This is a genomic window from Bacillus sp. 1NLA3E, from assembly GCF_000242895.2.
Classification (GTDB): domain Bacteria; phylum Bacillota; class Bacilli; order Bacillales; family Cytobacillaceae; genus Bacillus_BU.
Genome location: NC_021171.1, coordinates 4732690 through 4758028, shown reverse-complemented (window position 1 = coordinate 4758028; position 25339 = coordinate 4732690). Strand labels below are relative to the sequence as shown.

Genomic DNA, 25339 nt, shown 5'->3' with positions numbered 1-25339 from the left:
ATGAAAAAGTCTGCCCCAACTGAAATAAAGAGGGGTCAAGCTGTTTCATTTCGTGTCCCTTCTGATGCACCCGACCATTTATTAAAACATTTGCAAAAGCTAAAGGAAGTAGAAAGAAGGAATTTTTCTAGTAAAATTGCCGAGTTTGTGATGCAAGGAGTCAGCCATTCTTTTTCAAGGGAAAGGGAAACGATTACGATTCCCCTCCCTAATAAATTAAGTAAATCACAACGGGACTGGTTAAAGCATGAGCATTCTGAGGCCGTGTTAGGCAGTATTATTTACCAACTATTAACTGAGCCAGTTCGAGCTACTTCCTTGCTTGCTTCATTAAATAGTAACTCCTTGGATATTAACCAGGCTTTATTTCTACACGAAGAGATAATGATGGAAGAACACTCTGTTGAAACATCAAAAGAGGATAGCCACTTAAATTTTATGGACGAAATAGCTTCAACTAATGATATAGATTCCTTGGATGATGGCTTAGAGATGTTTGATTGGGAAAAAGCAAAACATAATCAACCAATAATCGCCAAGGAAGAAAATGAAGACATAGAAAATGATTTAGACAGTATTTTAGGGGATTTTCTTTCTAAAATGAATAAATAATTACTGTCATTACCGATCCCACTTATTAAATAAAAATTCCTACCTATCATTTTGGTTGCCTTCTGGTAAAAAATGACGTGCCGCCCTGCTATACAGGATCGTAGTTTTTATCAGAATGGTCATTTATTTCAAATGGATAATGTTGGAGTTACCCCATTCAACCCCAAGTCAACCTCCACTGGATCCCAATGATCCAGCTACTGAAATTATGCAATTTACAGTTGTAAAAATCTAGTCAGAAATCACCTAATCCTTTACCAACTCAATTAAATCCCATGGGATTCAGTCAATTTAACTGTCGTTACTCATCCAATACATTTGCACTTAGTGAAATAATAAGTAATTTTCCATATGCAATTTTAAAATGGAAAGGATATTTGATAGAATGAAAAGATATTTTAATATAATATTAGTTTGAGGTGAAATGTTTGAATAAATTAACCAATAGAGAAATCATGTTTATTGGCTTTATGTTATTTTCAATGTTATTCGGTGCAGGAAATTTAATTTTCCCAGCATATTTGGGACAAGCTGCCGGAGGAAATGTATGGCAAGCGGTTATTGGATTTATTATTTCAGATGCCGGTCTTGCAGTATTAGCCTTTATCGCTATTGCAAAATCAGGAACATTCGATACTTTAGTAAATAGAGTGAATCATACTTTTGCTTTACTTTTTCCAATGGCAATTTATTTGTCAATAGGACCTGGACTTGCAATTCCCCGTGCAGGCAGCCTTGCTTATGAAATGGGAGTAAAGCCCTTTTTACCAAATACAATTGAGTCTTCACCAGTCGGACTATTGGTTTATACAGTTGGATTTTTTAGTATCGTTTTTTGGTTCGCAAAATCGCCTTCTAAATTAGTAGATAGATTTGGAAAGATTTTAACCCCTTCTTTATTAGTATTAATTATCATTGTTTTTGTCAAAGCTTTATTCACCAATCTATCTGGTTTTAAAGAAGCTTCATTATCTTATAAAGAGAATCCAATCTCACAGGGATTTTTAGATGGATATCAAACAATGGATGCAATTGGCGCATTAATTTACGGAATTATATTTACCAATATTTTTAGAAGTAAAAAAATAAACAAGCAAACATTACAAGTAAAATATTTAACCATTATTGGACTTATTTGTGGCCTACTGTTAACTTTTTGTTATTTAATTATTGCCTATCTAGGGGCTTCAGCTTCGATAACTGGAAAAGTCGATAATGGAGCAATTGTATTAAGTACTGTATTACATCAATTGTTTGGAACAAGTGGAACGATTGTTTTAGGGTTAATTTTTACATTAGCCTGTTTAAGTGTTTGTATAGGATTAATAACATCGTGTGCTCAATATTTTTCAAGTATTTTCCCAAAATTATCTTATATAAAATGGGCAATCCTATTATGTTTGGTCAGCGGATTTGTAGCAAACCTTGGTCTATCTCAAATATTAAAAGTTTCTGTCCCAGTGCTAGGTTTAGTGTACCCAATGGCCATTACCTTAATTATTTTAGGTCTTTTACATGACAGATTACCTTTTAATCAACGACCAGTTTATGTCATGACAATCGGTCTAGTTGGATTATTTAGCTTAGTGGAAATCATCAATTCTACATTTTTAAATGGTTCATTTTCAGAATTATTATCCAATGTTCCTTTGCAAAATAAGGGCTTCGGTTGGGTGATTCCAGGCTTGCTTGGTTTCACAATAGGATGCCTTTTGGAAAAATTTAAAAATAATGAGGATATGATTGAAAAGAAAGCCGCATAAATACGATTAAATAAATGTAAATCACACAGTGGAGCTCCTTTTGGGTAGAGTTTTTCCTCATTAGGCTATATTTAATCGCCCGCAATATGTACTGACGATACTATTGAGTGGGATATTTTAGAGATAAATTCTTGAAAATCATTTTTTTTATGGTTCGGTATGTTTCTCTGATATTGATTTAAGTCCGTAATTAACTTCCTTAGCTTTTCACCTGAAAAAGTTTCATCTGTTAAATAATAATCGCATAATTTTCTAAGTTCCAAGTAACTTCTCCATAACATACTTGGATTAAATATTGCGTTATGCAGACTTTCGGAGAGTTCAAAAGTCTCAAGTTTTTGACCTTTGTGGTCATATAAAACTACATCAAAACCCATAAAATCACACCTTTATCATTCTTTTAACTCAATCCTATTAAAATCGTGAAATTTCGCCAATCTTAAACTGTCATATGTGTCGGTCATTTCAAGGACAAATGGTGATATTAGAAACTATTTAAATAAGGTATGACCCTTCTGCAAACCAAGTGGAAGGGTCTATTATTTTTAGGCAAAAGAGGTTTTTTCTCAATAAAAGTAGTCGCAATCTTCATATTATTTCAATGTTAGTATAACATACACATATATCTTGAAATGCTGTTGGAAAAAACTACAATCCGGCTTTGTTTCTTTTGAAAATTATGAATATAGTAAATAAATATTTTAATCTATAAATAATAGTGATAAACTAAGATTAGGTTATGATTGATCCAGAAAAGATGTGTGACTAGGTCACGCCCTGGTTTGCTGTGGCGCCTAAAGGAAGCGCCTACATCCTTTCTGCAAAACTTAGGGGATAAGGAAGGTAAAAATGAGCAACAGACAAACAAAAACAGACGTAATCTTAATTGGTGCCGGAATTATGAGTGCAACTTTGGGGTCACTACTGAAAGAATTAGTACCGGACTGGGAAATTACAGTGTTTGAGAGGCTCGCAAACGCAGGAGAGGAAAGCTCTAATGAATGGAATAATGCGGGAACGGGGCATTCTTCACTGTGCGAGCTTAACTACACCGTAGAACAACCTGACGGATCCATAGATATTAGCAAAGCTATAAAAGTTAATGAAGAGTATCAGGTTTCAAAGCAGTTTTGGTCTTATCTGATAAACAGTAAGCTGATTAATAATCCGCAAGACTTTATCATGCCATTACCTCATATGAGTATGGTACAAGGGGAACAAAATGTAGAGTTTTTGAAGAAACGTTTTGAAACGCTTTCAAACAATCCTCTGTTTAAGGGGATGGAATTTTCCGATAACCCAGAAAAACTGATGGAATGGATTCCGCTTATTATGCAAGACCGTCCATCGAATGAACCTATTGCTGCAACAAAAATAGACTCTGGTACAGACGTTAACTTTGGTGCTTTAACACGTATGATGTTTGACCATTTAAAGAATAATAACGTTGATATCCAATACAAACACAGTGTAGATAATATAAAACGGACTAGCGATGGCTCATGGGAAGTAAAAGTGCGTAATGTTGATGACGGTAGCGTAGAGCGCCATACTGCTAAATTCGTCTTTATCGGATGCGGGGGCGGAAGCCTGCATTTACTACAAAAATCTGGAATTCCTGAAGGGAAACATATTGGGGGATTCCCAGTAAGCGGAGTGTTTATGGTATGTAATAATCCGGAAGTTGTAGCGCAGCATCATGCAAAAGTATACGGAAAAGCTGCCGTTGGAGCTCCTCCAATGTCTGTTCCGCATCTTGACACAAGATTTATCGACAATAAAAAATCGTTACTATTTGGACCCTTTGCCGGATTCTCACCAAAGTTCTTAAAAACAGGTTCAATGTTCGATTTAATAACTTCCGTAAAACCGAATAACGTCTTAACTATGTTGGCGGCAGGCGCAAAAGAAATGTCATTGACAAAATACCTGATCCAGCAAGTTATGTTATCCAAAGAACAGCGTATGGAAGAGTTACAAGAGTTTATCCCGAATGCCAAAATCGAGGATTGGGATTTAGTAGTAGCTGGCCAACGTGTACAAGTTATCAAAGATACTGCTAAAGGCGGCAAAGGAACGCTTCAATTTGGTACCGAAGTTATTACTGCTGCTGATGGATCGATTGCAGCATTACTAGGTGCTTCTCCAGGTGCTTCTACTGCTGTTTTCGTCATGCTTGAGTTAATAAATAAATGCTTCCCGCAACATATAAAAGAGTGGGAACCGAAAATTAAAGAAATGATTCCTTCATATGGCGTGTCACTATTGAAAAACCCAGAGCTTCTCCACGAAATTGAGACTTCAACAGCGCGGACGCTTGGCCTAGTGGGTAAAGAACAAGAGGATTCGAAAAGTAAAAACCGTATGTTAGTAGAAGCATAAATTGCCATTTTGGCAAATTTATGCTTTCTTTTTTTGCCTATATTAAAGCTCAATGTTGATTTTACATACCTTTTTGATTGGAGCACATGAAGCGGAAATCAAAAGGTAAGCATTTATTCTTCGGAAAATAAATGGTAGAAAATAGCATTTTAAAATGAGATTTTGGTATAATAGAGGGAGTCAAAATAGGTCGTAATATTTTTGTCCAATGACCTTAATAGATAAATAGTATTAGATTTAATACTATTTACCCGGTAACATTTAAACCAATTTTTTTGAGGAGAAGGGCAATGAGTAAAGGTAAAATCACTCTTATAAGCAGTGGTATAATAATTGCACTCGTCGTTATTGCAGGAATCTACTATTATCAGTCAACCCGGTTCAATTCCCATATCACGATCAATGATACAAAAGTAGGTGGGCTGACCGCTGATCAAGCATTAAAAAAATTAAAATCAGCAGAGTTAAAAAACACAGTCTATGTTGGGCGAAAACAAATTTTTGATGAAAAAAACACCAAGATGGGATTTACGAATCAAGATCTAGCTGGAGTAAAGAAACTATTAAAAAGCCAGCAGACGTTTTGGCCTTCTTTAAAGGCAAAAAGTTATTTATTAGTTCCAGGTAAAGAAAGCCCATACCGAAGCCAAACGATGAAAAAGCTAGTAGAGGACAAGCTCATTTCAATGAACAAGAGCTTAACAGCACCAAAAGATGCTGAGGCTCATTTGGAACAAGGGGAAATTATCGTCACCCCTAGCGTCAATGGCAAACAGTATGATATCGCTACTTTATTAAAGGATTATCACAAACAGGAATACAATAGCGAAATTCATTTGGATGCCGTATACATCCTGCCTATCAAAGAAGACAGTTCGATCGTAAAAAAGGAAGAGAGAATGCTTGCGGAACTAGTCGGGCGGACCGTTGATTATAAGGTACAGGAGCAAGTTTATTCTTTAAAAGGAAGCGAATTAATTAAAAACGCCACTGTGACGAAGGATATGAAGTATTCAATTGATATAAACGATATTAAGCAAAGAATAGCAGAAATTGATAGCTCACAATCAACATTGAATAAAAATTTCCAATTTAAGACCCATTCAGGTTCAGTCATTTCTGTAAAAGGAGAATCCTATGGCTGGGCAATTGATGTTGATGCAGAAACGAAACGGATACAAGATGCCTTTGAAAAAGGGGAAAAGGCGCTACTTGCCTACAATATTTACGGAGTTGGTTGGAACACTAATGGCGTAGGCTACCATACAACAACGAACAATGGTATTGGCGATACATATGTTGAGGTGTCGATTGCTGAACAACATATTTGGATTTATAAAAATGGACAATTAGTAGGCACAACCAATGTGGTTACAGGCAGACATAACACCAATGAAGATACACCACCAGGATTATGGTATATCATGTATAAAGAATCACCATCCACGCTTGAGGGTAGTGAAGTCGGTAATCCTAATTATTCGGTTAAAGTTGATTATTGGGCCCCCTTTACGAACAGTGGATGTGGGTTCCATGATGCCAGCTGGCGGAAAAACTGGGCAAGTAATGCCTATCTTACCCAAGGCTCGGGTGGCTGTGTTAACACCCCACCAAGTGTGATGAAAACTGTATATGATAATCTCAGTCAATATGAGCCAGTTGTCATTTATTAAGAAAAAGAAGCAGGAAATCATTAATGATTTTTTGCTTCTTTTTTATGGCTCGCGTAATATTCTGCTAACGAATAATGGATACCAAATAGTAGAAAGTAATATGAGATCTTACCAGCGATTGGTCTTTCGCCTATGCTTCAGAGTCAATGTATTTAACGATTCTTTCGCAAATTTCATGAGTGAACAGTGAATCATCTATAGATGGGTCAGGAATTCTATTATTTTGAACACAGTCGATAAAATGATCGACGATTTGATAGAAACCGCGTTTATACAGGGTAGGCTCCCAGTCACCGAATTTCTTTATACTAACATCTTTATTATGGAAATGAGTGGTTTCAACAAGACTGGTTACCACATATTTATCATGGCCAGTCATATACTCAATGGTTTCTTCTGTAACCCCGCCATTTCGATTCATAATTCCGATAGCGGTACAACCTTCGCCAATAAGTGGATCACCAATTGATCAAGTAATTCACCATTTTTTAGGAACTCAACTTTTACATCTTTGACCTTTGTATCCATCAAAAACCTAAGCGTATCTGCCACATGAACAAAATCCTCAACCACAAATCTTCTTATATAGTCAGGGGCAGAAAATCTATTTTTTTGCATGATTATCAAGCTAGCCTTACCATGGTCCGTAAGCTCTTTAACTCTCGGAATAAATCTCCTATTAAAACCGACCATTGCTATTTTACCGCTTTCATTTGCAAGTTTCACAATTCTTTCGGTTTCCTGGAAATTCATTGATATGGGCTTGACTATGTATAGGTTTATTCCATTTTCAAGTAATTTTTCGGCTGTTTCAAAATGCGCCTCGGTAGCTGTACTTATAAATGCGGCATCAATGTTCTTTGTAATGAGTTCATCAACTGTTTGAACTCTTTCATGAACTCTATACTTTTCTGATAATCTGGTTAGCGTGTCCACATTTCTTGTACAAAGCACTAGTTCTATTCCTTCTTTTTCAGAAAGAACGGGTAAGTAGGCCTTTTTAGCGATATCACCTAATCCAATAATTCCAATTCTCATTTGTACACCCCACTAGTATTTCTGAAGCTGAATCTATTTTCTTATATGAAAATCTGCTCTCTCTTTATATTATCTGAGTATACAATTATAGAAATATAATTTCAAATTGAAAAAGACGTACCTTGAACCGTATTTCAATGAATTATTTGACCTAGTTACAAACATGACGGATGGCCTTATTTATACTAAAATCATAAGGAAGGATTATGGCATGAATTTGAAAAGGAAACAAACCAAGTTGCTAAGTTTATTAAACATTATTGTGTACGAGGAAATTCAGGAGGTTTTATATGAAGATGTTTAAATGGGCTACTCTAGTCATGACACTTGTTATGCTTGCTGGCGGTGGTCTTTATTTTTCAAAATTATCCAATCAGCATGATCTCGAAAAACCAATTAGACAACAACAAGTGGATAGTGATCAGGATATCACGACTAATGGGCAAAAGCCGGAGAAAAAGCAAGTTAGTGAACCTTTGCCTAATTTGGGGCTTCAAGCGAAATCAGTCATATTACTAGATGCTAAAAATGGTGACATTCTTTACGATAAAAACATTGATCAATCTATGCCAACAGCAAGTATGTCCAAGCTGATGACCGAGTTTTTGGTATTGGAATCTATTCATAATAATAAAATCACCTGGGAAAAATCGGTATCGATTAGCGACTATGCGTTTGCTATTGGCAATAACCCCGGGTTTGCCTCCGTTCATTTAAATAACGCTCAACCATATACCGTTCGTGAATTATTTAATGCGATGGCGATTCATTCGGCGAATGACGCGGCAATTGCCTTGGCTGAGGCCGTTGCGGGGAGCGAAAAGGACTTTGTAGGTAAAATGAATGAAACGGCAAAACAGTTAGGCTTAGAAAACACCCATTTTGTTAACAGTACTGGCTTAAATAATCTTGATTTAGGTAACTTTTACTCAACTGGCTCACCAAATGATACAAATATCATGTCGGCAAAGGATGTAGCCTTGCTCGCACAGCAGTTGATCGCTCAATTTCCCGAAATTCTTGATGTTGTCGCTAAACCAAAATTGAAATTTGGACAACATACGTACACCAATTCGAATTGGATGTTACCTGCGATTAATAAACAAAATGCTGGCTTTGAAGGGGTCGATGGGCTTAAGACAGGCTACACAGATGAAGCCGGTTATTGCTTCGTTGGAACCGTTAAGAAAAATGATAGGAGGCTTATTTCTGTGGTCATGGGTGCTTCTTCAAAAATAAGCCGATACTCAGAAACAGCACGACTTTACGAAACAGCTTTTAAACAAATCGCTATAAAATAATCAAGGAATCCACAAACTAAAATTAACTATATCATGTTTAATGCTATACTTAGGGGATATATTTGGTGTTTGAAGGGAGATAAACATCTCATGAAATATATGAAATCGCAAATGAAACAGCTGATTAGAGATAATAAAGATTTACAGAGGCGCTTAAAGGAATTAATGGAGGAGCACGACCTCGAGAAGAACTTTGCCCTTAAGGCCTTGTACCATTCAGAGGTTGCAGAAGGCGGAAAGTATCAGCTAGCATACCAAGCACTAGACCTACCCAAAGGGTAGGTCATTTTTTTTACAAAGCTTGTTGTTGATTTTACTCACATGTTGATTGGAGCGGAAATCAACGACCAAGTTTCATACAGCCTTATAAACAAAACTATATTTTCGATATAATATTTTACTTGTAAATGGAGTTCTAAAACAAATAAAAATGATTGAAAATTAATGAAATAAAATAGGAATGTCTTGTAAAAGTCAATTAATATTCTAAATATTTTAGTATAGTGAAAAAATAAACTAGACTAATTTAAAGAATTGTTTTACAATAATATTTATCGACTAAGCAAGAGTTAAAACTCGTTTTCAATAAAGGAAACGGTCTTATATTTTAGAGTGAAATATCAGAAAAATCAGTAAAAAGGAGATTTTTACAATGAAGAAAAAATTCGCAAAGGTTTTAATGGCTTCGACATTAGTAGCTGGAATACTAGCAGGTTGTTCAGGAGCAAAGGAAAGTTCGAGTGGAAGTGATAAGAACTCGATTAAAATAGGTGTGAACTTAGAACTCTCTGGTGGTGTGGCCTCATATGGAGAGTCGCTTGAGAAAGGAATAGACATTGCGGTTGACGAGATTAATAAAAGTGGTGGAATAGATGGTAAAAAGCTAGATGTAATTAAAGTTGATAATAAGTCTGATGCGGCAGAGGCAACAAGTGCTGCGATTAAGTTAACTAGTCAAGATAAGGTAACAGCCATAATTGGTGCGGCAACAAGCGGTGATACAGTGGCACAGGCACAAATTGCTAATGATACAAAAACAGTTCTATTAACTCCTTCAGGTACAAGTCCCAACGTAACAGTAGGAGATAATGGAAAAGTGAATGAATTTGTTTTCCGTACTTCATTTATTGATCCATTCCAAGGAACTGTTGCTGCAAATTTTGCCACTAAAGAACTAAAAATCAAGAAGGCTGCAATTTTTGCAGATAGTGCAAGTGATTATGCCAAAGGTCTTGCAGATTCTTTTAAGAAAACTTTTGAATCAAAGGGTGGAAAAGTTGTTGCAGAAGAGGCTTATGTCGGGAAAGATACTGACTTCCGTTCAACTTTAACAAGGATTAAAGCGAAAAACCCAGAATTCATTTTTATTCCAGGCTATTATGAAGAAGTTGGCTTAATTATTAAGCAAGCTCGTGAGTTAGGAATCACGGTTCCATTTATGGGGGCGGATGGTTGGGATTCACCAAAGTTAGTTGAATTAGCTGGAGCTGACGCTTTAAACAACACCTTCATTACCAACCATTATTCATCTGAAGATCCTGATAAGGCGATTCAAAAATTTGTTACAACATTTAAGGGCAAGAACGACGGAACCTCTCCTAATGCATTCAATGCACTTGGTTATGACACTATCTATCTATTAAAAGATGCAATTGAGCGCGCTGGTAGTACCGATTCAAGCAAAATCAAGGATGCTTTAGCGAAAACGAAAGATTTGTCCCTTGTTACGGGTATTGTTACAATCGACAAAGATCATAACCCAATTAAATCAGCGACTGTTTTAGAATACAAAGATGGAAAGCAAGTGTTTAATACAAAGGTTAATCCGTAAACAAGAAAAGCGGAAGTGGCTTGTTCTTAGCCGCTGGAGTTAGACATAAACAAAGAGGATGAGCAATACAAAAGCTCATCCTCTTTCCTTTTTACCATTCCTTTGGTTCGTAGTCCAGATCTCTAAATAATTGGTTGCGCTCTTTCTTTGTTAAATCGCGCCATTGTCCAACAGGAAGATTCCCCAAATGAATGTTCATAATTCTGGTTCGCTGCAGACGATAAACGTCGTATCCTAGCGCTTCACACATCCGACGAATTTGGCGATTTAAACCTTGAGTTAATGTGATTTGGAAAACATATTTTGATAGTTGGATTACTTCACAAGGAAGCGTTTTTGTATCTAAAATTTTTACCCCTTCGGACATTTTCTTTAAAAACTCTGGAGTGATTGGTTTGTCCACTGTAACAATATACTCTTTTTCGTGCTTATTTTCGGCACGTAAAATTTCATTTACAATATCTCCATCGTTCGTAAGCAAAATTAAGCCATCCGAATCTTTATCAAGGCGTCCAATATTATAAATTCTAAGTGGATGATTCACTAAATCAATAATATTGCCCTTAACATTTTTTTCAGTGGTACTGGTAATGCCAACCGGTTTATTTAAGGCGATATAAACATAATTACTGGCCATCCGGATCTGATCTCCACTGACTCTGACATCATCCCCAGGCTCGACTTGGCTGCCGACTTTGGCCACCTTACCGTTTATTGTTACTCGGCCCTCACTTATTAATTTATCTGCACCGCGCCTAGATGCTTTTCCAGACTCGCTAATGAATTTATTTAAGCGCAGGTTAATCACTTCCTTATGTATAGAATAATGTAGTCTCAATTATAGCCAAAATAAAAACGAAAAAGCCCTACATGTAAGTAGATTATATCAGATTCAGTTCTTCCGTTTAACAAATCCCATGATACTATCGATTGTGCATCCAAAAACGATTAAGCCAGCCATTACCCAAATGGTCCCTGACCAGAGGGAATCAATGTTAGAAAGAGAAGTATTGGCTAAACGAGCAAATTGTAATTTAAAATCCGGATTAAATAGGGAGTGGTCAGCAACCATTACACAAGAGAGGATGCTCATCCCTACATTATAGCCAGTATTAGCAATGGCAATCGGGAGGTTCCACTTCATATATATGAATTTAAAAATATGAACAGTAAGCTGGACGATAGCGAGGAGCATAATGCTCGGAAAATAATCTTGGAGGCGGTCAAGCACAAATAAGGATGACTTAAGAGCGAGTACGCTATCCTTCAACGTATACCAACCAATATACTGAGGCTTGTAGTAAATCAAGGCTGTAAAGAATACCGTGAAAAACATCGGGAAAATAGTCTCCCCACGAGAAATTTTTTGCCTTTTCGATACCTCTGACTTTGGTAAATCTTCAATTGACCATTTTTTCTTCATTAAATCCTCGATCCGGACTCCTTTTCTCTCCATCACGATAAAGACCAAAGTAACCCAAAAAAAGGCCTGTGTAGCACCCTCAATTGCCGCACTGAACATATTAGCAAAGGTTTCAGATAATAATTCAATCGACCCACTATTGGCGGGAGCACTTGACATTCCTTCTATTAAAGCAATCATTGCAGATACAATCGGCACAACGGAAAGCACTAATTTTAGAACAGAAAGGTAGCGGTCATAAAGTTCAGGACCAATCAAATATCGTTGGCCTTGTCGATATTCATTGGCAAGCAGGATGGGGTTCCCCAGCTTTTCAAGCACTGCACGAATATCCCCTTCTGAGGGATTTTCAGGTAGCATCTTCGCTATTCGTGCCCGAAGTCTGCTATTCACATCTTCTCGAGATTTTTCCGGTAAATGAACGATCACGGCATTTACATAAGAATCAATCAAACTCATGAAAATCTCCTCCACTATTCATTCTTTTGCAAAATCAAGAAGTGACTAGTTGAAAGTAAGTAATTCAAGAGGAATTCAAAACGATTAGTTAACTTGATTATACCATTTATTGACCTAGGCAAGATAACGGTGACAATTTGGCTCCGGCGCTGATTTTCGATACAATATAGAAAAACCAAATAATCGTAAAGAATAGGATATGAAAAAATGGAACAGGAAATTCGTCTAAAAGTAAAGTCGAAATATGTAAATAAGTACAATGGTGGTTACCCGCTTGTTATGCAAGAGGCCATTACTAACCTGAGCGACTTAAAACAAGAGGGTACTCTGTTTAAACTAGTTGATGAAAAAAATAAATTTCTGGCAAAAGGTTATTATGGGATCCAAAACAAAGGCTATGGTTGGATCCTTAGTCGAAATGAAAATGAACAGATTGATCAAATCTTTTTTCAGGCTAAGCTAAAGGTAGCATTTAAAAATAGAGAGTCCTTATTTAGAGATCCTGAAACAACAGCCTTTAGAGTGTTTAACGGCGAAGGGGATGGAGTCGGTGGTTTAACCATAGATTACTTCGACGGTTATTATGTAATAAATTGGTATAGTATCGGTATTTACCAGTTTCGGGATTATATCATCCAGTCCTTGGAAGCATTAGTTGAATTCAAGGCCATCTATCAAAAGAAGCGGTTTGATACAAAAGGTAAATACATTGAGGAAGATGATTTTGTATTGGGTGAAAGAGGTCAATTTCCGATTATTGTGAAGGAAAATGGCGTCAACTTTGCTGTGTATTTAAATGAAAGTGCGATGGTAGGGGTATTTTTAGATCAAAGGGAAGTTAGGAGAACAATAAGAGATCAATACGCAAATGGCAAAACGGTGTTAAATACGTTCTCTTATACAGGCGCGTTTTCGGTATTTGCTGGATTAGGGGGGGCAACGAAAACTACAAGTGTCGACCTTGCCAACCGAAGCCGAGCTAAGACGGTTGAGCAGTTTAGTTTGAACGGAATTGATGCAAAAACCCAGGATATTATTGTGGAGGATGTCTTTAACTATTTTAAATATGCAGTCAAAAAACAGCTGAAATTTGATATGGTGATTCTCGATCCACCAAGCTTTGCTCGCTCCAAAAAATATGTTTTTAGTGCTGAAAAAGATTATAAAAATCTTTTGAAAGAAGCAATTGCCATTACAGCGGATAATGGAATCATTGTTGCTTCGACTAATTGTAGTAGTTTTGGAATGAACAAGTTCAAAGGCTTTATTGAAACAGCGTTTAAGGAAATAGAAAGTAAGTTTAGTCTATTAGAGGAATTTTCCCTTCCAGAAGATTTTCGAACGATTAAAGAGTTTCCAGAGGGTAACTATCTTAAAGTCGTGTTTATCAAAAAGGTAAATTAACAAAACTTAACTATTTTAAAATATGCTCTGTTAAACTAGAATGTTGATTTCCGTTCCAGGCACTCGCTTTCCGCGGGGCGGGCGGTGAGCCTCCTCGGCGCTAAAGCGCCTGTGGGGTCTCACCTGTCCCGCTGCTCCCGCAGGAGTCTTCGTGCCTTCCACTCCAATCAACATTGTGCAAAAAATCAACATTGAGCTTTAACACAGCCTAAAAATTAAGACAGTCTAACGGTTCATCCAATTAGACTGTCTTTTTGTAGTTATTTAAGCTCTTTCTTCAAACAACTTAACGATTTCAATAATGACATGGGTTGCTTTGACCATATTTTCAACAGAAACATATTCATATTTGCCGTGGAAATTCTCGCCACCAGCAAAAATATTTGGAGTTGGCAGTCCCATATAGGAAAGCTGTGAACCATCTGTACCACCACGAATTGGTTTTACAATCGGTTTGATATCCAGGTTTACCATTGCTTGATGGGCAATATCGACAATCTCTTTTACTGGCTCAATTTTTTCCTTCATATTGTAATATTGATCTTTCAATTCAAGAAGGATGTTTTCCTCTCCGTACTTCGCCTTCAAATCTTTAACGATATTCGCGAAGAAGGCTTTTCTCTTTTCGAATTGTTGTTTGTCAAAATCTCTAATAATATAATTAAGCTTTGTTTGTTCGACATCACCATGGAACGAGAGTAAATGATAAAATCCTTCATACCCTTCCGTATTTTCAGGTGCTTCTGCTTCTGGGAGCTTATTATTTAATTCCATAGCAATTTTAGTGGAGTTAACCATCTTTCCTTTAGCAGAACCAGGATGAATATTGGTTCCATTAATGGTGATTTTTGCAGAAGCAGCGTTAAAGCTTTCGTATTCAAGTTCACCAAGTGGTCCGCCATCTACCGTGTAGGCATAGGTTGCGTTAAATGCATCCACATCGAATTTATGTGGTCCTCGGCCAATCTCTTCGTCAGGAGTAAAGGCCACTCGGACTTTGCCATGTTTGATTTCTGGATGTTGGACTATATAAGCCATTGCCGTCATGATTTCAGCAACTCCGGCTTTGTCATCAGCTCCGAGCAGAGTTGTCCCATCTGTCGTGATCAATGTATGTCCTATGTAATTAGCTAGTTCGGGAAAATCCCGTGGTGACAAGACAATCTGTGCCTTCTCGTTTAAAGTAATCTGTTTGCCATCATAATTTTCAACAATTTTCGGATTGACATTTGCACCACTAAAATCAGTTGCCGTATCAACATGAGACAAGAATCCAATGGTAGGGACCTTTTTTTCAGTATTAGAGGGAAGTGTGGCCATTACATAGCCATTGTCATCAATGGTAACTTCCTCCATCCCAATCGTCGTCAGTTCTTCGACAAGCATATGGGCAAGCGTCAATTGTCCAGGTGTCGAAGGGCATGTTTCGTTGCTTTCATTGGACTGGGTATCCACTTTAACATAAGTAGTAAACCTTTCAATCATTTCATTTTTCAACGATCCTTCAGCTCCTTTTGATGAGTCTTCCTTCATATTATCACATCATTTCTCAGACATATACTATACGGAGAGGTTGGATAGAAGGGAAGTAATGCTGTTTATTGTTATTATTTTCCGCATGATAAGAATGATTAATAAAGGTAAAAAACAGGACCTTTGTAAAAAAGTGTATTAATGGATGAGTATTCTAGTATAATAGTCTTAGTGTTATTTTCTAACTAATAGAAATTTTTAAACATATGAAGGGGGTGGAATGGAGACGGACTAAATTCTTTACCTGATCGTAATCTTTTCAGTTTCTAAGTCAGTTGAGGAATGAAAGAAGTAGAATGCATGTAACAGGGATAGGAACTGATAATATATATATGTACTCTGGGTTTTAATCGTGGGAACAGGCGCGTATCCATCATCATGTTAAACTAATAATATTTCTTAAATCTAAGCCCGGAATAGGTTCTGTTCGTATCTCTGAATTTATGGGGGGTATCATAGTGTATTGTTCTAATTGTGGAGTCATGATATCTGAGAGAACAGAGATTTGCCCTAAATGTGGGGTAAAACCATTTCGAACGAAAGACTTTTGTTACAGTTGTGGAGAAAGGAATTTTAATAAATACCTAGATGAGTGTACGAGTTGCGGTGTTCCTTTTAACAAAGAACCTGTAAGCGCTTTAATTGAAATGAGTGATTCAATGGTCGTCGCCTTTCACGATTCACTAACAAACGGACTTCGAAATTTAAAAACTAGACTAAAAAGAGAATAGAATGATTTGAAAAGGGATCTGAATTAACATTCAGGTCTTTTTTATTTTAGCTGTGTTAAAGTTCAATGTTGATTTTTAACATTATGCTGATTGGAGTGGAAGGCGAGAAGACTCCTGCGGGAGCAGCGGGACAGGTGAGACCCCGCAGGCGCTTTAGCGCCGAGGAGGCTCACCGCCCGCCCCGCGGAAAGCGAAGCGCCTGGAACGGAAATCAACATTCTAATTTAACAGAGCTTATTAAAAAGCGAATCGTCACACCTTTGTCACAAAATTAGCCATAAAGAGTCATATTTCAGAAAATTTCCGCGTGATATATTTACGATAGAGGTGTGGGAAATGCTACCAAAACGGCGGATCATATGGTTCTTTCTATTCGTGTTCCTTCTTAGTGGAAATAGCACAGTCCAGGCAAAAATGAGTGTTCAGGATTTAATTGATCAGGCTAAAGATGGTGGAACAGTAGAAATACCTAGTGGTACATATAAGGAGTCCATCAACATTAATAAACCGGTAACAGTCATTGGTGCTGAAAATGTGACCATCATTTCGGATGGTAAGACTCCTGCTATCAAGATTAAAAACAAAGGAGCTTCAGTAAAAAATATTAGAATTGAAAACAAAAGTGCAGAAACCGCCATATTCATTTCAGGATCTAATCACTTAATCAATAACGTAACGATAAAAACTGCTGGGTACGGGATTCAATTAAATGAGGCAAACAAGATTGAAATAGATGGCGTAAAAATTAGCGGTACAACTGATGAAAAGCATGGTCAACAAAATGGAATTGATCTTTTTCGTTCAAAGGACAATTTAATCAAAAATAATTCCATAACAACAGTCAAAGATGGTATTTATGTTGATACCAGTACAGGTAATACGATTACTGGTAATAAGGTATCTTATTCTCGCTATGGTCTCCATTTTATGTTTACGCAAGGAAATACAGTAAAAGGTAATACATTTTCCCAAAATCTTACTGGTAGTATGATTATGGGCTCACATAATGAAGTATATTCAGAAAACTACTTATTGAAAAATAGACAAAATGTAAACTCACAGGGGCTTTATTTATATGATGTCCAAGATACAATGATTCAAAATAATTATATTCGTGATAACCGCATTGGTATCATGATTGATAATAGCTTTACAAATTCAATTCTGCATAATGATGTTCAAGGAAATGCCATTGGCATCATTTTTAAACAGTCAACTAAAAATAGAATAACCCGAAATGATTTCCAAATTAATGTCATAACGATTCTTACTTATGGGGGAGATTCCAAGAATAATAAACTATATGAAAATTATTGGGATAGCCAAATGGGTCTAGATGGAAACGGGGATGGTTTCAGTGATTTAGCGGTTGTTGCCGATCCATATTTTATGCGGATTATGGATAAAAATTCAGCCTATCAATTGCTTTTTCAATCACCAGGAATGGTGATAATGGAAAAATTATTTAAGGGTAATGAGGGAAGTTTGGTGAAGGATCAGTCTCCTGCTATGATTCCGAATATTCAGGAAGATAGGCAAATCGACTTTAATAGGGGTATTATGTTGATTTCTATATTATTCATACTATCAAGCTTTATTATTTATTTTTGGGGGAGGAAGAAATTGTAATGAAAAAAAGAATGCTGTTTTTGATGATGTTGGTTTTGGTGTTTTCGATTGCGCTTGTAGGCTGTAACACAGAAAAGGCGGAAAAAGACAAGAAAGCAGATCCAAAAGTGGAAGAAAAGACGGTTAAGGCAAAAGCCATTGATGAAAAAGTGGACAAATGTGCTAATTGTGAAATGGCTGTCGCTGATAATACTGATGCAACTGAGATTATCTTAAAGGATGGAAAAACACTTGTATTTGATGACATCGGCTGTATGGTCAATAAATGGATTAGAACAAATGGTGAGAAAGATATAGATGCAGCATTTGTTCGCAGTCATCATGATAAAGAATGGCTAGATTATAACAAAGCAGTCTATGTATTTGATGCAAAGATTACCACTGCAATGGGATATGGAGTAATCGCTTTTAAAGATAAGGCTGCTGCACAAAGTTTTATTGATAAAAATGGAATGGGCACAATCATGACAAAGGCTGAACTAGATAAGCATACTTGGCCACAAGATAAGAATAATATGACAATGAAAATGCATAAAGACAGCACGGATACAAACATGAATATGGATGGAAGCATGAGTAAATAACAGTTTAATTGTTTGAATGAGGCTGACTAGTCAGCCTCTTCAAATAAGCAGAAAAGAGGGGAATTTCATTGGATTCCTACGTTTTTTTTCGCCAGGAATGGAAAATGTCATTAAGGCAAAAGTCGTTCTACTTGTTTGGTGGATTGTTCCTATTAATCATGATTTTTATCTTTCTTATCCAAATGAATATTGGAGGTTTAAGCAGTTATACAAACGTTACGGCAACTGCCTTTAACGTGCTTTTATATTCCCTGCCACTCATTGTCATGTTATTAGGAGCCTTTTCGATTACCGAGGAGCAAGAAGCTGGACGATTTGCCCTTTTATTGACTTATTCATTCAAAATGAAGTCCTATATTATTGGAAAGTATTTTGGTCAGTTCCTAACCCACTTTATTATCATTACCTTTAGCTTTGGTGTTTTTAGTATTTTGAGTATGCTATTTAACGCTACAGGTTCAGTTAAAGGCATCCTATTAATCTATCTATTCTCAATTTTAGTTACCGCAGCATTTTTAGCAATTGGAATACTCATTGGGGTACTATCCTCTACACGCTGGCAGTCGATGATGATTGCTATCGCTTTATGGTTCATATTGATTATGATTTGGCCAATGCTACTGATTGGTGGATTAAGTTTTCTTTACTATACAATGGTAAAACCAATTTTATTGGTATTTACAATTCTGAATCCGGCAGAATTATTAAGAGTTTTTTTTGTCATTCAATTTGAGGGCGGATCCATTTTCGGACAGCAATATTATCAAATTATTGATTTTTTAACAGGACCAGCAACCCTGATTTATTTGTTTCTTTACATACTCATTTATGTTTTTGGTATGTTAACGATATCAACTTTTCTAATAGGAAGGAAAGTTAGAAAATGAGCCAACCTATTTTAGAGATAAAAAATATAACGAAGACATTTCAAAAAGAAGAAGTCCTTTCCCCCTTCTCACTACAACTGGATGAAGGACAAATTTGCGTACTAGTAGGCGGGAATGGTGCTGGAAAAAGTACGATTATTAAAATGATCGGTGGTATTTTCCAACCTACTGGTGGAGAGATATCGGTTTGTGGGTTGGGTGTTCAGGATCGGAAAAACTATCCGAATAAAATTGGCTATATGCCCGATGACTTTCAATTTCCAAATGGATTGACCGTTAAGGAGTGGTTATCCTTTCACGCTAAGCTTTGCCGTGTACCAAAGCAGCAAACGGAAAAGGCGTTACAGTTGGTTGGCTTAAGCAAGAAACAAAATGAAACGGTTGCACATCTATCAAAAGGGATGAGGCAACGATTGCTGTTTGCTCAAGCTTATATAAGGAATGCCAGTCTCCTTTTGCTCGATGAACCAACAAATGGGTTGGATCCATATTGGGTATCGACCTTTGCTGATATTCTGTTACAATTACGCTCGGAAAAAAGAACGATTTTATTATCCACCCACCAATTGGATGTCGCAGCCACAATAGCAGATATCATCATCTTCTTACATCAAGGCAAAATCTATCATGAAATTGAAGTTACTGATGTAGACAGAGATCAATTACATACAAGACTTTTCCAAATAAACAAGGAAATATATGGGTTTAAATAAAATAAAACAGAGGCAAACGTCTCTGTTTTCGAGTGCTATTGTTCCACCCAACCATTTTCAATTGCGTATCTGGTCAGTTGAACCCTATTTTTAATATCTAATTTTTTGGTAATATTTTTCAGATGGTTTTTCACGGTATACTCTGAAATAAAAATCATATTTGAAATTTCTTTATTCGTATGGCCCTTAGCTACTAATTTTAAGATTTCCATTTCTCTTTGCGATAGTGGATTTGTCTTTGGACTTATTGGCTTCTTTGGGTGGCTTGATATGGTTTGTAGTACCTCATTGACCAATTCGTAAGATACAGGGATATTTTCAGAAACCACAGATTTTAGGTATGGATACCAATCACCGGGATTGACTTTTTTGATTAAAAAACCTTGCGCTCCTTGTTTTAAGGCCTCAAAGAGATGGGTGCTGTCTTCAGAAACAGTTAAAATAACGATTTTAATATTTGGATGTTTTTCTTTTATCAATTTAGTCGTTTTTAAACCGTCTAAATCAGGCATATTAATGTCCATTAAAATCAGATCAGGCAGAATCTGATCTGATAAAAAAATAGCCTCTTCCCCGCTTTTTGCCTCGCCAATAATGGTGAAATCCGAATAACCACTAAGTTGTTCTCTAATCGCTTCCCTGGCATGGGCATGATCATCAACGATAAGAACCTTGGTCATTTTAGTATCGATCATTCGTTACCCCTCCTTTATGATAGAAAGCAATGTTCCCGAATTACTTTTTTCAATATTAAGGAGCCAACCAATTGCTTTTGCCCGTTCATTCATAATTTTTATTCCGTGATGTTCACCAGCATCGTATTGTGGTGCATAGCCAATCCCATCATCTTTAATACAACAAGCTAATTTTACACCTTGCTCTTTTGCCGTGATATAAAGATTGGAGCACTGTGCATGCTTTCGGACATTCATTAATGCTTCTTTAATGATTGAAATCATCTCAAGCTTTTCCTTGTAAGTCAGGGTTCTTTCCGGGAAGTCCCAGTCTAGATGGACCTTAATATCAGTTTCTTCCTTTATTTCTTTCAAGAGCATTTTCAAGGATTGGTAAAGATAAATTTGATCATACTCCTGTGGTGGAGTCCGTAAATTTTGAATCGAATATCTGATATCTTCATAAATGTGTTTTAGGGTTTGCTTAATCTTTTGGATTTCGTTTAAGTGACTACCAGATAAGTTTTTTTCTAATTTATTAACTTTAACTGATAATAAGAAAAGTGATTGGGAAATACCATCGTGTAAGTCCTGGGAAATATTTTGACGTTCCTCCATGGTTGCTTTATAGGCTCGTTCTTGATTTAATTCTTCTTGCATTTTTTCCAGTCTTCTAAACAAGGGTGTCGAAAATAGTAACGTAAAAAAGACGACTATAAGTGGAGACAGCCAGTTCCCTGTATCCATCGAAATGTAGGAAAGCAGAAACTGATGTCGGATGTATTCCCAAAGACCCACCATCATTGCGGGGGATAGTAGAATTGACCATTTAATGATTTTATAGGACATAAAAAGATCCCCTCGAAAGTTTAATGAATTTATATTTAGAATAGTTAGCTGTTTGAGTCGACATAAGTATATCACTAAAAGCAAAACTGCTCCATAAAATGCCATTCTTAGCTTACTTGGAAAATGAAAATATAAATTAATTAAATGATAAGCTAAATAAATCATTAAGATGATTATGAAAAGCAGATTGGTATAATAGGGAAGAGAATGGGGGCGAAGAACCGATGAATCAGCTATTGCTCGTTTTTGTTACAGTTGTCGATAAGGGAAATTTTACCCGTGCTGCTGATGAATTACATATGACACAACCTGCTGTCAGCCAGTATATCCAAACACTAGAACGGATGGTAGGTGCTAAACTGTTAGATCGAACAAATAAATATGTGCGGTTAAATAAAGCCGGAGAAATCGTTTTCCATCATGCTAAAGAAATTTTGGGACTTCATACAAGGATGCAATGTTTAGTAGATGATTTACTAAAGACAGCAAGTGGTAGCTTATCGATTGGAGCAAGCTTTACATTCGGGGAATATGTACTCCCTCACCTCATCGCAAAATTGAAACAGCAGTACCCCATGATCACACCTACAGTCTCTATTGGAAATACACAGGTAATTGCTGAAATGGTAATGGACCACCATTTGGATATTGGCATCCTTGAGGGAGATTTTAGCCACGAAAAGCTCTATATTGAAGCATTTGAAGAAGATTTCATGTTTGTCATCGTCCAAGCAAACCACCCTTATGCAAATCGAGAGAATATCCAATTATCGGAGCTGTCTGATGAAACATGGATTGTTCGGGAAGAAGGATCAGGAACAAGGGAAGCTACGGAAAAAATGTTTACTGAGTTTCAGTTCCACCCGCACAGTATCATGGAGTTTGGCAGTACACAAATCATAAAAGAATCAGTGGAAGCGGGTTTAGGCATTACTCTACTTTCACAAACGGCTGTTAGAAAGGAAATTTCCTTAGGGACCTTGAAAATGTTAAAGGTAAATGGAAATCCAATTTGTCGGAAATTCTCGTTAATAACCCAAGAATCACAATTTAAAACGAAGGCTACTGAGGTTTTTCTGGAGATCCTACGCAGAATGGAAAAATAGTAAAGCCGCCATCCTACTACACACCTAATCAGGTTTTGTGATTACACCTCCGTTTGAAAGTAACGTTAATGTCGGAAACTTTTGAAAAAATATTTAAATTGGATCGATACTACCGTATAATGTGACTAAAACCAAAGAAGAGGATTCTATGAATAATGATATCTTTGAAAAAATAAACGATTTTAAAGAAAAACGGAAAAATCGTGGTCGACTCCTGATCAATTGCCCGGACAAACCGGGGATCGTTGCAACTGTTTCAAAGTTTTTATTTGAGCATGATGCAAACATTATTGAATCTAGTCAATATTCGACAAATCCAGTTGGCGGGAATTTTTTTATTCGTATTGAGTTTGAATGTCCTGGCTTAGCTGGAAAAAAGGAAGAGCTAAGGAATGATTTCCGTCGAATAGCTGAAACCTTCCAAATGGATTGGAAGCTATCTTTTGTGTCAGAGATCCAAAAAATTGCTATTTTTGTTTCCAGGGAACTACATTGTTTGAGAGAATTATTATGGGATTGGCAAAGCGGCGATTTGATGGCTGAAATTGCTTTAGTGGTTAGTAATCATGAAGATTCCCGGGAAATAATTGAATCATTAGGCATTCCCTTCTACTATATACCCGCTAGTAAAGAAAACCGTGCTGAGGCGGAACAAAAACAATTACAGCTTGTCAAAAAACATGAGGTAGATGCAATTATTTTGGCCCGTTACATGCAAATTCTTACGCCAGAGTTCGTAGCGGCCCACCCACACAGGATTATCAACATACATCATTCATTCTTACCAGCATTTGTAGGGGCGAGACCCTATGATCGTGCCTATCAACGAGGGGTGAAGTTAATTGGTGCCACGTCTCATTACGTCACTAATGATTTGGATGAAGGACCAATTATAGAACAAGATATTATGCGGGTTGATCACCGCGACCAGATAGAGGACTTAAAAAAAATCGGCCGTTCCATTGAACGCAGTGTATTGGCTCGTGCTGTTCGCTGGCACTTAGAAGACCGGGTGATCGTCCATAAAAATAAAACAATTGTGTTTTAAAGTGAAAAAGCAGTCTGACCCAGTAGAGTCAGACTCAGATTGTCGAGAAAGTTTATTTTCTTGTCAATTTTTCGTTTTTCAGAACATTGAATGTCAATTTTTAATATGAGATTGTCTATGCTAAGGGATCTGTTGATTTCCGCTCCAGGTGCTTCGCTTTCCGCGGGGCGGGCGGTGAGCCTCCTCGGCGCTAAAGCGCCTGCGGGGTCTCACCTGTCCCGCTGCTCCCGCAGGAGTCTTCGCACCTTCCGCTCCAATCAACAAGGTGCAAATCAACCAAAAGAATGGCACACACCTTATCGACCTGGCTAAATGTATCGATATTTTTTTATGTTTTTGCAGGCTGCAGTAAGGAGAGTCTGTTCACATACATTCTTCAATCCCCGTAACAAGCAGAAGCGAAGCCCATGCATCACTTTTTTAGTCTGTGAAGCTTCGCTCAATTTTTTACCCTCACGAGTCTCTATTTCAACCTCTTGATTTGTAAACTTGTGTTTATTTACGTTTGCCTTTAAGTGTGTAGAATCTGTAAATAAAACACGATCTTATGATTTTTTGCTAGAAGAACAATCTCATAAAAAAGATCCTGAAAAATATTTGTATCCTTAAAAACGGTGTTGACGATTCCAACTTATCGTAGAGTGATGTGGAACTGGATCTTTGAATTTCAAACCTAAAAACCACCAATAGGCGACGTTTGTTCTTATTTCCCTTTCTAATTGGTGTTCAGACCGAATGCTATAAAGATAACCAATAAACATCATTTTAAAAAGAATAAGAGGGTCAGTGGGACGTCCATTATCATCGCTATAATAAGGACCTTTTCAAGAAGAAACGAAAAATCGATATATTTATCAATCAAGCGAAGAAGGTAATCGGCTGGAACTAATTCATCAATAGACAAAAATTTATATTCACTTTGGCTAGACTTTTTTGGCTTAAACCTTGGTTTCACCACTTATTTTTATTATGTATTGGTTGAGTGGAAGGTCTGTATTGGAACCGCCCTGTTGATTGGAGTGGAAGACGCGAAGACTCCTGCGGGAGCAGCGGGACAGGTGAGATCCCGCAGGAGCGTTAGCGACGAGGAAGCTCACCGCCCGCCCCGCGGAAAGCGAGCGTCTGGAACGGAGATCAACAGACTTATTGAACAGCCTATTTATTAGTAATTACTAATTATCTAACTATAAATTAACGCGGTGAATTACTAAAGTTTTTTGGGTTACATAATAGGCTGTCGAGAAACTCTCGACAGCCTGAGTCTGACCCAGTAGAGTCAGACTGCTTTTTTGATTAGGGTAGGGCGTTTTCCTTAAATATTCTGTACGAATCTTTCGTCTGGCACCTTGTTTAACATGACATAAAGACTAACCGGAGTACTACCTGTATTTTCAAACGACATCTCTTCTTCACCTGAGCAGTGAACAACATCATCCTTTGTCACTCCGGTTTCTGTACCATTGATGGTGAATGTTCCATTTCCGTCAAGAATAAGTAAATAAACTTCAGTTCCTGAGTGCTTATGAGCAGGAAGCTTTTGGCCTGGTAAGAAATTTAAAACAAAGACTGTGCTCCCGCCTTCATTAAAGACGATTCTTTTTGAAAATCGTTCCTGGTTATATTCCTTTGCTGTTGTGACTGATTTTTTCTCCATGATGATGCCCCCTCCAAAATTTTTGTAGCTGATGCCTTAAGTTCA

24 protein-coding genes and 1 pseudogene are annotated in these 25339 nt (G+C 37.0%); 15 read left to right on the top strand and 10 right to left on the bottom strand.

Translation table 11 applies throughout. The features are described 5' to 3' along the window. Entirely contained in the window at window positions 1-612 is a 612-nt protein-coding gene (locus B1NLA3E_RS22825) for a hypothetical protein (protein WP_015596183.1), read from the top strand. 428 nt (window positions 613-1040) lie between these two features. Further along, window positions 1041-2375 carry a branched-chain amino acid transport system II carrier protein gene (brnQ, locus tag B1NLA3E_RS22820; protein WP_015596182.1) on the top strand — a complete coding sequence of 445 codons (1335 nt, stop codon included), beginning with the start codon at window positions 1041-1043 and terminating at the stop codon, window positions 2373-2375. Window positions 2376-2446: 71 nt separating this feature from the next. Here the strand turns inward: brnQ and B1NLA3E_RS22815 are convergent, their stop codons facing one another. Continuing rightward, window positions 2447-2752, bottom strand: a complete 306-nt coding sequence (locus B1NLA3E_RS22815) for a hypothetical protein (RefSeq protein WP_015596181.1) — start codon at window positions 2750-2752, stop codon at window positions 2447-2449. A gap of 472 nt (window positions 2753-3224) precedes the next feature. Between B1NLA3E_RS22815 and B1NLA3E_RS22810 the strand changes: the two genes are divergently transcribed. Then, window positions 3225-4757, top strand: coding sequence for a malate:quinone oxidoreductase (locus B1NLA3E_RS22810; RefSeq protein ID WP_015596180.1), 1533 nt, complete (start codon window positions 3225-3227; stop codon window positions 4755-4757). 290 nt (window positions 4758-5047) lie between these two features. Continuing rightward, the gene (locus tag B1NLA3E_RS22805) at window positions 5048-6430 is read left to right on the top strand and encodes a L,D-transpeptidase family protein (RefSeq protein WP_015596179.1); all 1383 of its coding nucleotides are present in this window, start codon (window positions 5048-5050) and stop codon (window positions 6428-6430) included. A gap of 130 nt (window positions 6431-6560) precedes the next feature. Here the strand turns inward: B1NLA3E_RS22805 and B1NLA3E_RS25770 are convergent, their stop codons facing one another. Both B1NLA3E_RS25770 and B1NLA3E_RS22800 read right to left on the bottom strand, forming a co-directional pair. Continuing rightward, window positions 6561-6851 (bottom strand): hypothetical protein, encoded by a 291-nt coding sequence (locus B1NLA3E_RS25770; RefSeq protein ID WP_015596178.1) that lies wholly within the window; start codon window positions 6849-6851, stop codon window positions 6561-6563. After that, window positions 6848-7468, bottom strand: a complete 621-nt coding sequence (locus tag B1NLA3E_RS22800; protein WP_015596177.1) for a Gfo/Idh/MocA family protein — start codon at window positions 7466-7468, stop codon at window positions 6848-6850. Before B1NLA3E_RS22800 ends, B1NLA3E_RS25770 begins: the two co-directional genes overlap by 4 nt. Window positions 7469-7758: 290 nt before the next feature. Here B1NLA3E_RS22800 and B1NLA3E_RS22795 point away from each other — a divergent pair, with 290 nt between their 5' ends. The 3 genes from B1NLA3E_RS22795 (at window position 7759) to B1NLA3E_RS22785 (ending at window position 10600) form a co-directional block, all read left to right on the top strand. After that, window positions 7759-8769, top strand: a complete 1011-nt coding sequence (locus B1NLA3E_RS22795; protein ID WP_015596175.1) for a D-alanyl-D-alanine carboxypeptidase family protein — start codon at window positions 7759-7761, stop codon at window positions 8767-8769. A gap of 90 nt (window positions 8770-8859) precedes the next feature. Then, on the top strand, window positions 8860-9051 hold the full coding sequence (locus tag B1NLA3E_RS22790; RefSeq protein WP_015596174.1) for a hypothetical protein: 192 nt from the start codon (window positions 8860-8862) through the stop codon (window positions 9049-9051). A gap of 370 nt (window positions 9052-9421) precedes the next feature. Beyond that, window positions 9422-10600 carry an ABC transporter substrate-binding protein gene (locus B1NLA3E_RS22785; RefSeq protein ID WP_015596173.1) on the top strand — a complete coding sequence of 393 codons (1179 nt, stop codon included), beginning with the start codon at window positions 9422-9424 and terminating at the stop codon, window positions 10598-10600. Between the two features lie 91 nt (window positions 10601-10691). On the opposite strand, the gene rluF is transcribed toward B1NLA3E_RS22785, so the two are convergent. Together rluF and B1NLA3E_RS22775 are read right to left on the bottom strand one after the other, a co-directional pair. Continuing rightward, complete coding sequence (gene rluF / locus B1NLA3E_RS22780) at window positions 10692-11408, bottom strand: 23S rRNA pseudouridine(2604) synthase RluF (protein WP_187292130.1); 717 nt, start codon at window positions 11406-11408, stop codon at window positions 10692-10694. A gap of 84 nt (window positions 11409-11492) precedes the next feature. Beyond that, the gene (locus tag B1NLA3E_RS22775) at window positions 11493-12482 is read right to left on the bottom strand and encodes a hypothetical protein (protein WP_015596171.1); all 990 of its coding nucleotides are present in this window, start codon (window positions 12480-12482) and stop codon (window positions 11493-11495) included. A 207-nt stretch (window positions 12483-12689) separates the two neighbouring features. Here B1NLA3E_RS22775 and B1NLA3E_RS22770 point away from each other — a divergent pair, with 207 nt between their 5' ends. Then, the gene (locus B1NLA3E_RS22770; RefSeq protein WP_015596170.1) at window positions 12690-13886 is read left to right on the top strand and encodes a class I SAM-dependent rRNA methyltransferase; all 1197 of its coding nucleotides are present in this window, start codon (window positions 12690-12692) and stop codon (window positions 13884-13886) included. Window positions 13887-14150: 264 nt separating this feature from the next. On the opposite strand, the gene pepT is transcribed toward B1NLA3E_RS22770, so the two are convergent. Further along, window positions 14151-15383 carry a peptidase T gene (gene pepT, locus B1NLA3E_RS22765; RefSeq protein ID WP_015596169.1) on the bottom strand — a complete coding sequence of 411 codons (1233 nt, stop codon included), beginning with the start codon at window positions 15381-15383 and terminating at the stop codon, window positions 14151-14153. A 494-nt stretch (window positions 15384-15877) separates the two neighbouring features. Between pepT and B1NLA3E_RS22760 the strand changes: the two genes are divergently transcribed. From B1NLA3E_RS22760 to B1NLA3E_RS22740, 5 genes are all read left to right on the top strand, one after another. Beyond that, window positions 15878-16150: a hypothetical protein gene (locus tag B1NLA3E_RS22760; RefSeq protein ID WP_041580810.1), complete on the top strand. Its 273-nt coding sequence runs from the start codon at window positions 15878-15880 to the stop codon at window positions 16148-16150. A gap of 336 nt (window positions 16151-16486) precedes the next feature. Further along, entirely contained in the window at window positions 16487-17779 is a 1293-nt protein-coding gene (locus B1NLA3E_RS22755; protein ID WP_041580809.1) for a right-handed parallel beta-helix repeat-containing protein, read from the top strand. Continuing rightward, entirely contained in the window at window positions 17779-18363 is a 585-nt protein-coding gene (locus tag B1NLA3E_RS22750; protein ID WP_015596167.1) for a nitrous oxide reductase accessory protein NosL, read from the top strand. Before B1NLA3E_RS22755 ends, B1NLA3E_RS22750 begins: the two co-directional genes overlap by 1 nt. A gap of 68 nt (window positions 18364-18431) precedes the next feature. Beyond that, entirely contained in the window at window positions 18432-19250 is an 819-nt protein-coding gene (locus tag B1NLA3E_RS22745; protein WP_015596166.1) for an ABC transporter permease, read from the top strand. Beyond that, window positions 19247-19963 carry an ABC transporter ATP-binding protein gene (locus tag B1NLA3E_RS22740; RefSeq protein WP_015596165.1) on the top strand — a complete coding sequence of 239 codons (717 nt, stop codon included), beginning with the start codon at window positions 19247-19249 and terminating at the stop codon, window positions 19961-19963. Before B1NLA3E_RS22745 ends, B1NLA3E_RS22740 begins: the two co-directional genes overlap by 4 nt. 35 nt (window positions 19964-19998) lie before the next feature. Here B1NLA3E_RS22740 and B1NLA3E_RS22735 read toward each other — a convergent pair whose 3' ends face one another. Beyond that, window positions 19999-20658, bottom strand: a complete 660-nt coding sequence (locus tag B1NLA3E_RS22735; protein WP_015596164.1) for a response regulator — start codon at window positions 20656-20658, stop codon at window positions 19999-20001. A gap of 3 nt (window positions 20659-20661) precedes the next feature. Then, window positions 20662-21486, bottom strand: coding sequence for a sensor histidine kinase (locus B1NLA3E_RS22730; protein WP_041580808.1), 825 nt, complete (start codon window positions 21484-21486; stop codon window positions 20662-20664). A gap of 224 nt (window positions 21487-21710) precedes the next feature. Between B1NLA3E_RS22730 and B1NLA3E_RS22725 the strand changes: the two genes are divergently transcribed. Further along, window positions 21711-22592 carry a LysR family transcriptional regulator gene (locus tag B1NLA3E_RS22725; RefSeq protein WP_015596162.1) on the top strand — a complete coding sequence of 294 codons (882 nt, stop codon included), beginning with the start codon at window positions 21711-21713 and terminating at the stop codon, window positions 22590-22592. A 148-nt stretch (window positions 22593-22740) separates the two neighbouring features. Further along, window positions 22741-23640: a formyltetrahydrofolate deformylase gene (purU, locus tag B1NLA3E_RS22720; protein WP_015596161.1), complete on the top strand. Its 900-nt coding sequence runs from the start codon at window positions 22741-22743 to the stop codon at window positions 23638-23640. Window positions 23641-24044: 404 nt separating this feature from the next. Here the strand turns inward: purU and B1NLA3E_RS25765 are convergent. Beyond that, a pseudogene (locus B1NLA3E_RS25765) lies at window positions 24045-24595 on the bottom strand (transposase); the annotation flags it as partial. Window positions 24596-24952: 357 nt separating this feature from the next. Then, window positions 24953-25294 (bottom strand): cupin domain-containing protein, encoded by a 342-nt coding sequence (locus tag B1NLA3E_RS22715; protein WP_015596159.1) that lies wholly within the window; start codon window positions 25292-25294, stop codon window positions 24953-24955. Window positions 25295-25339: the final 45 nt, after the last annotated feature.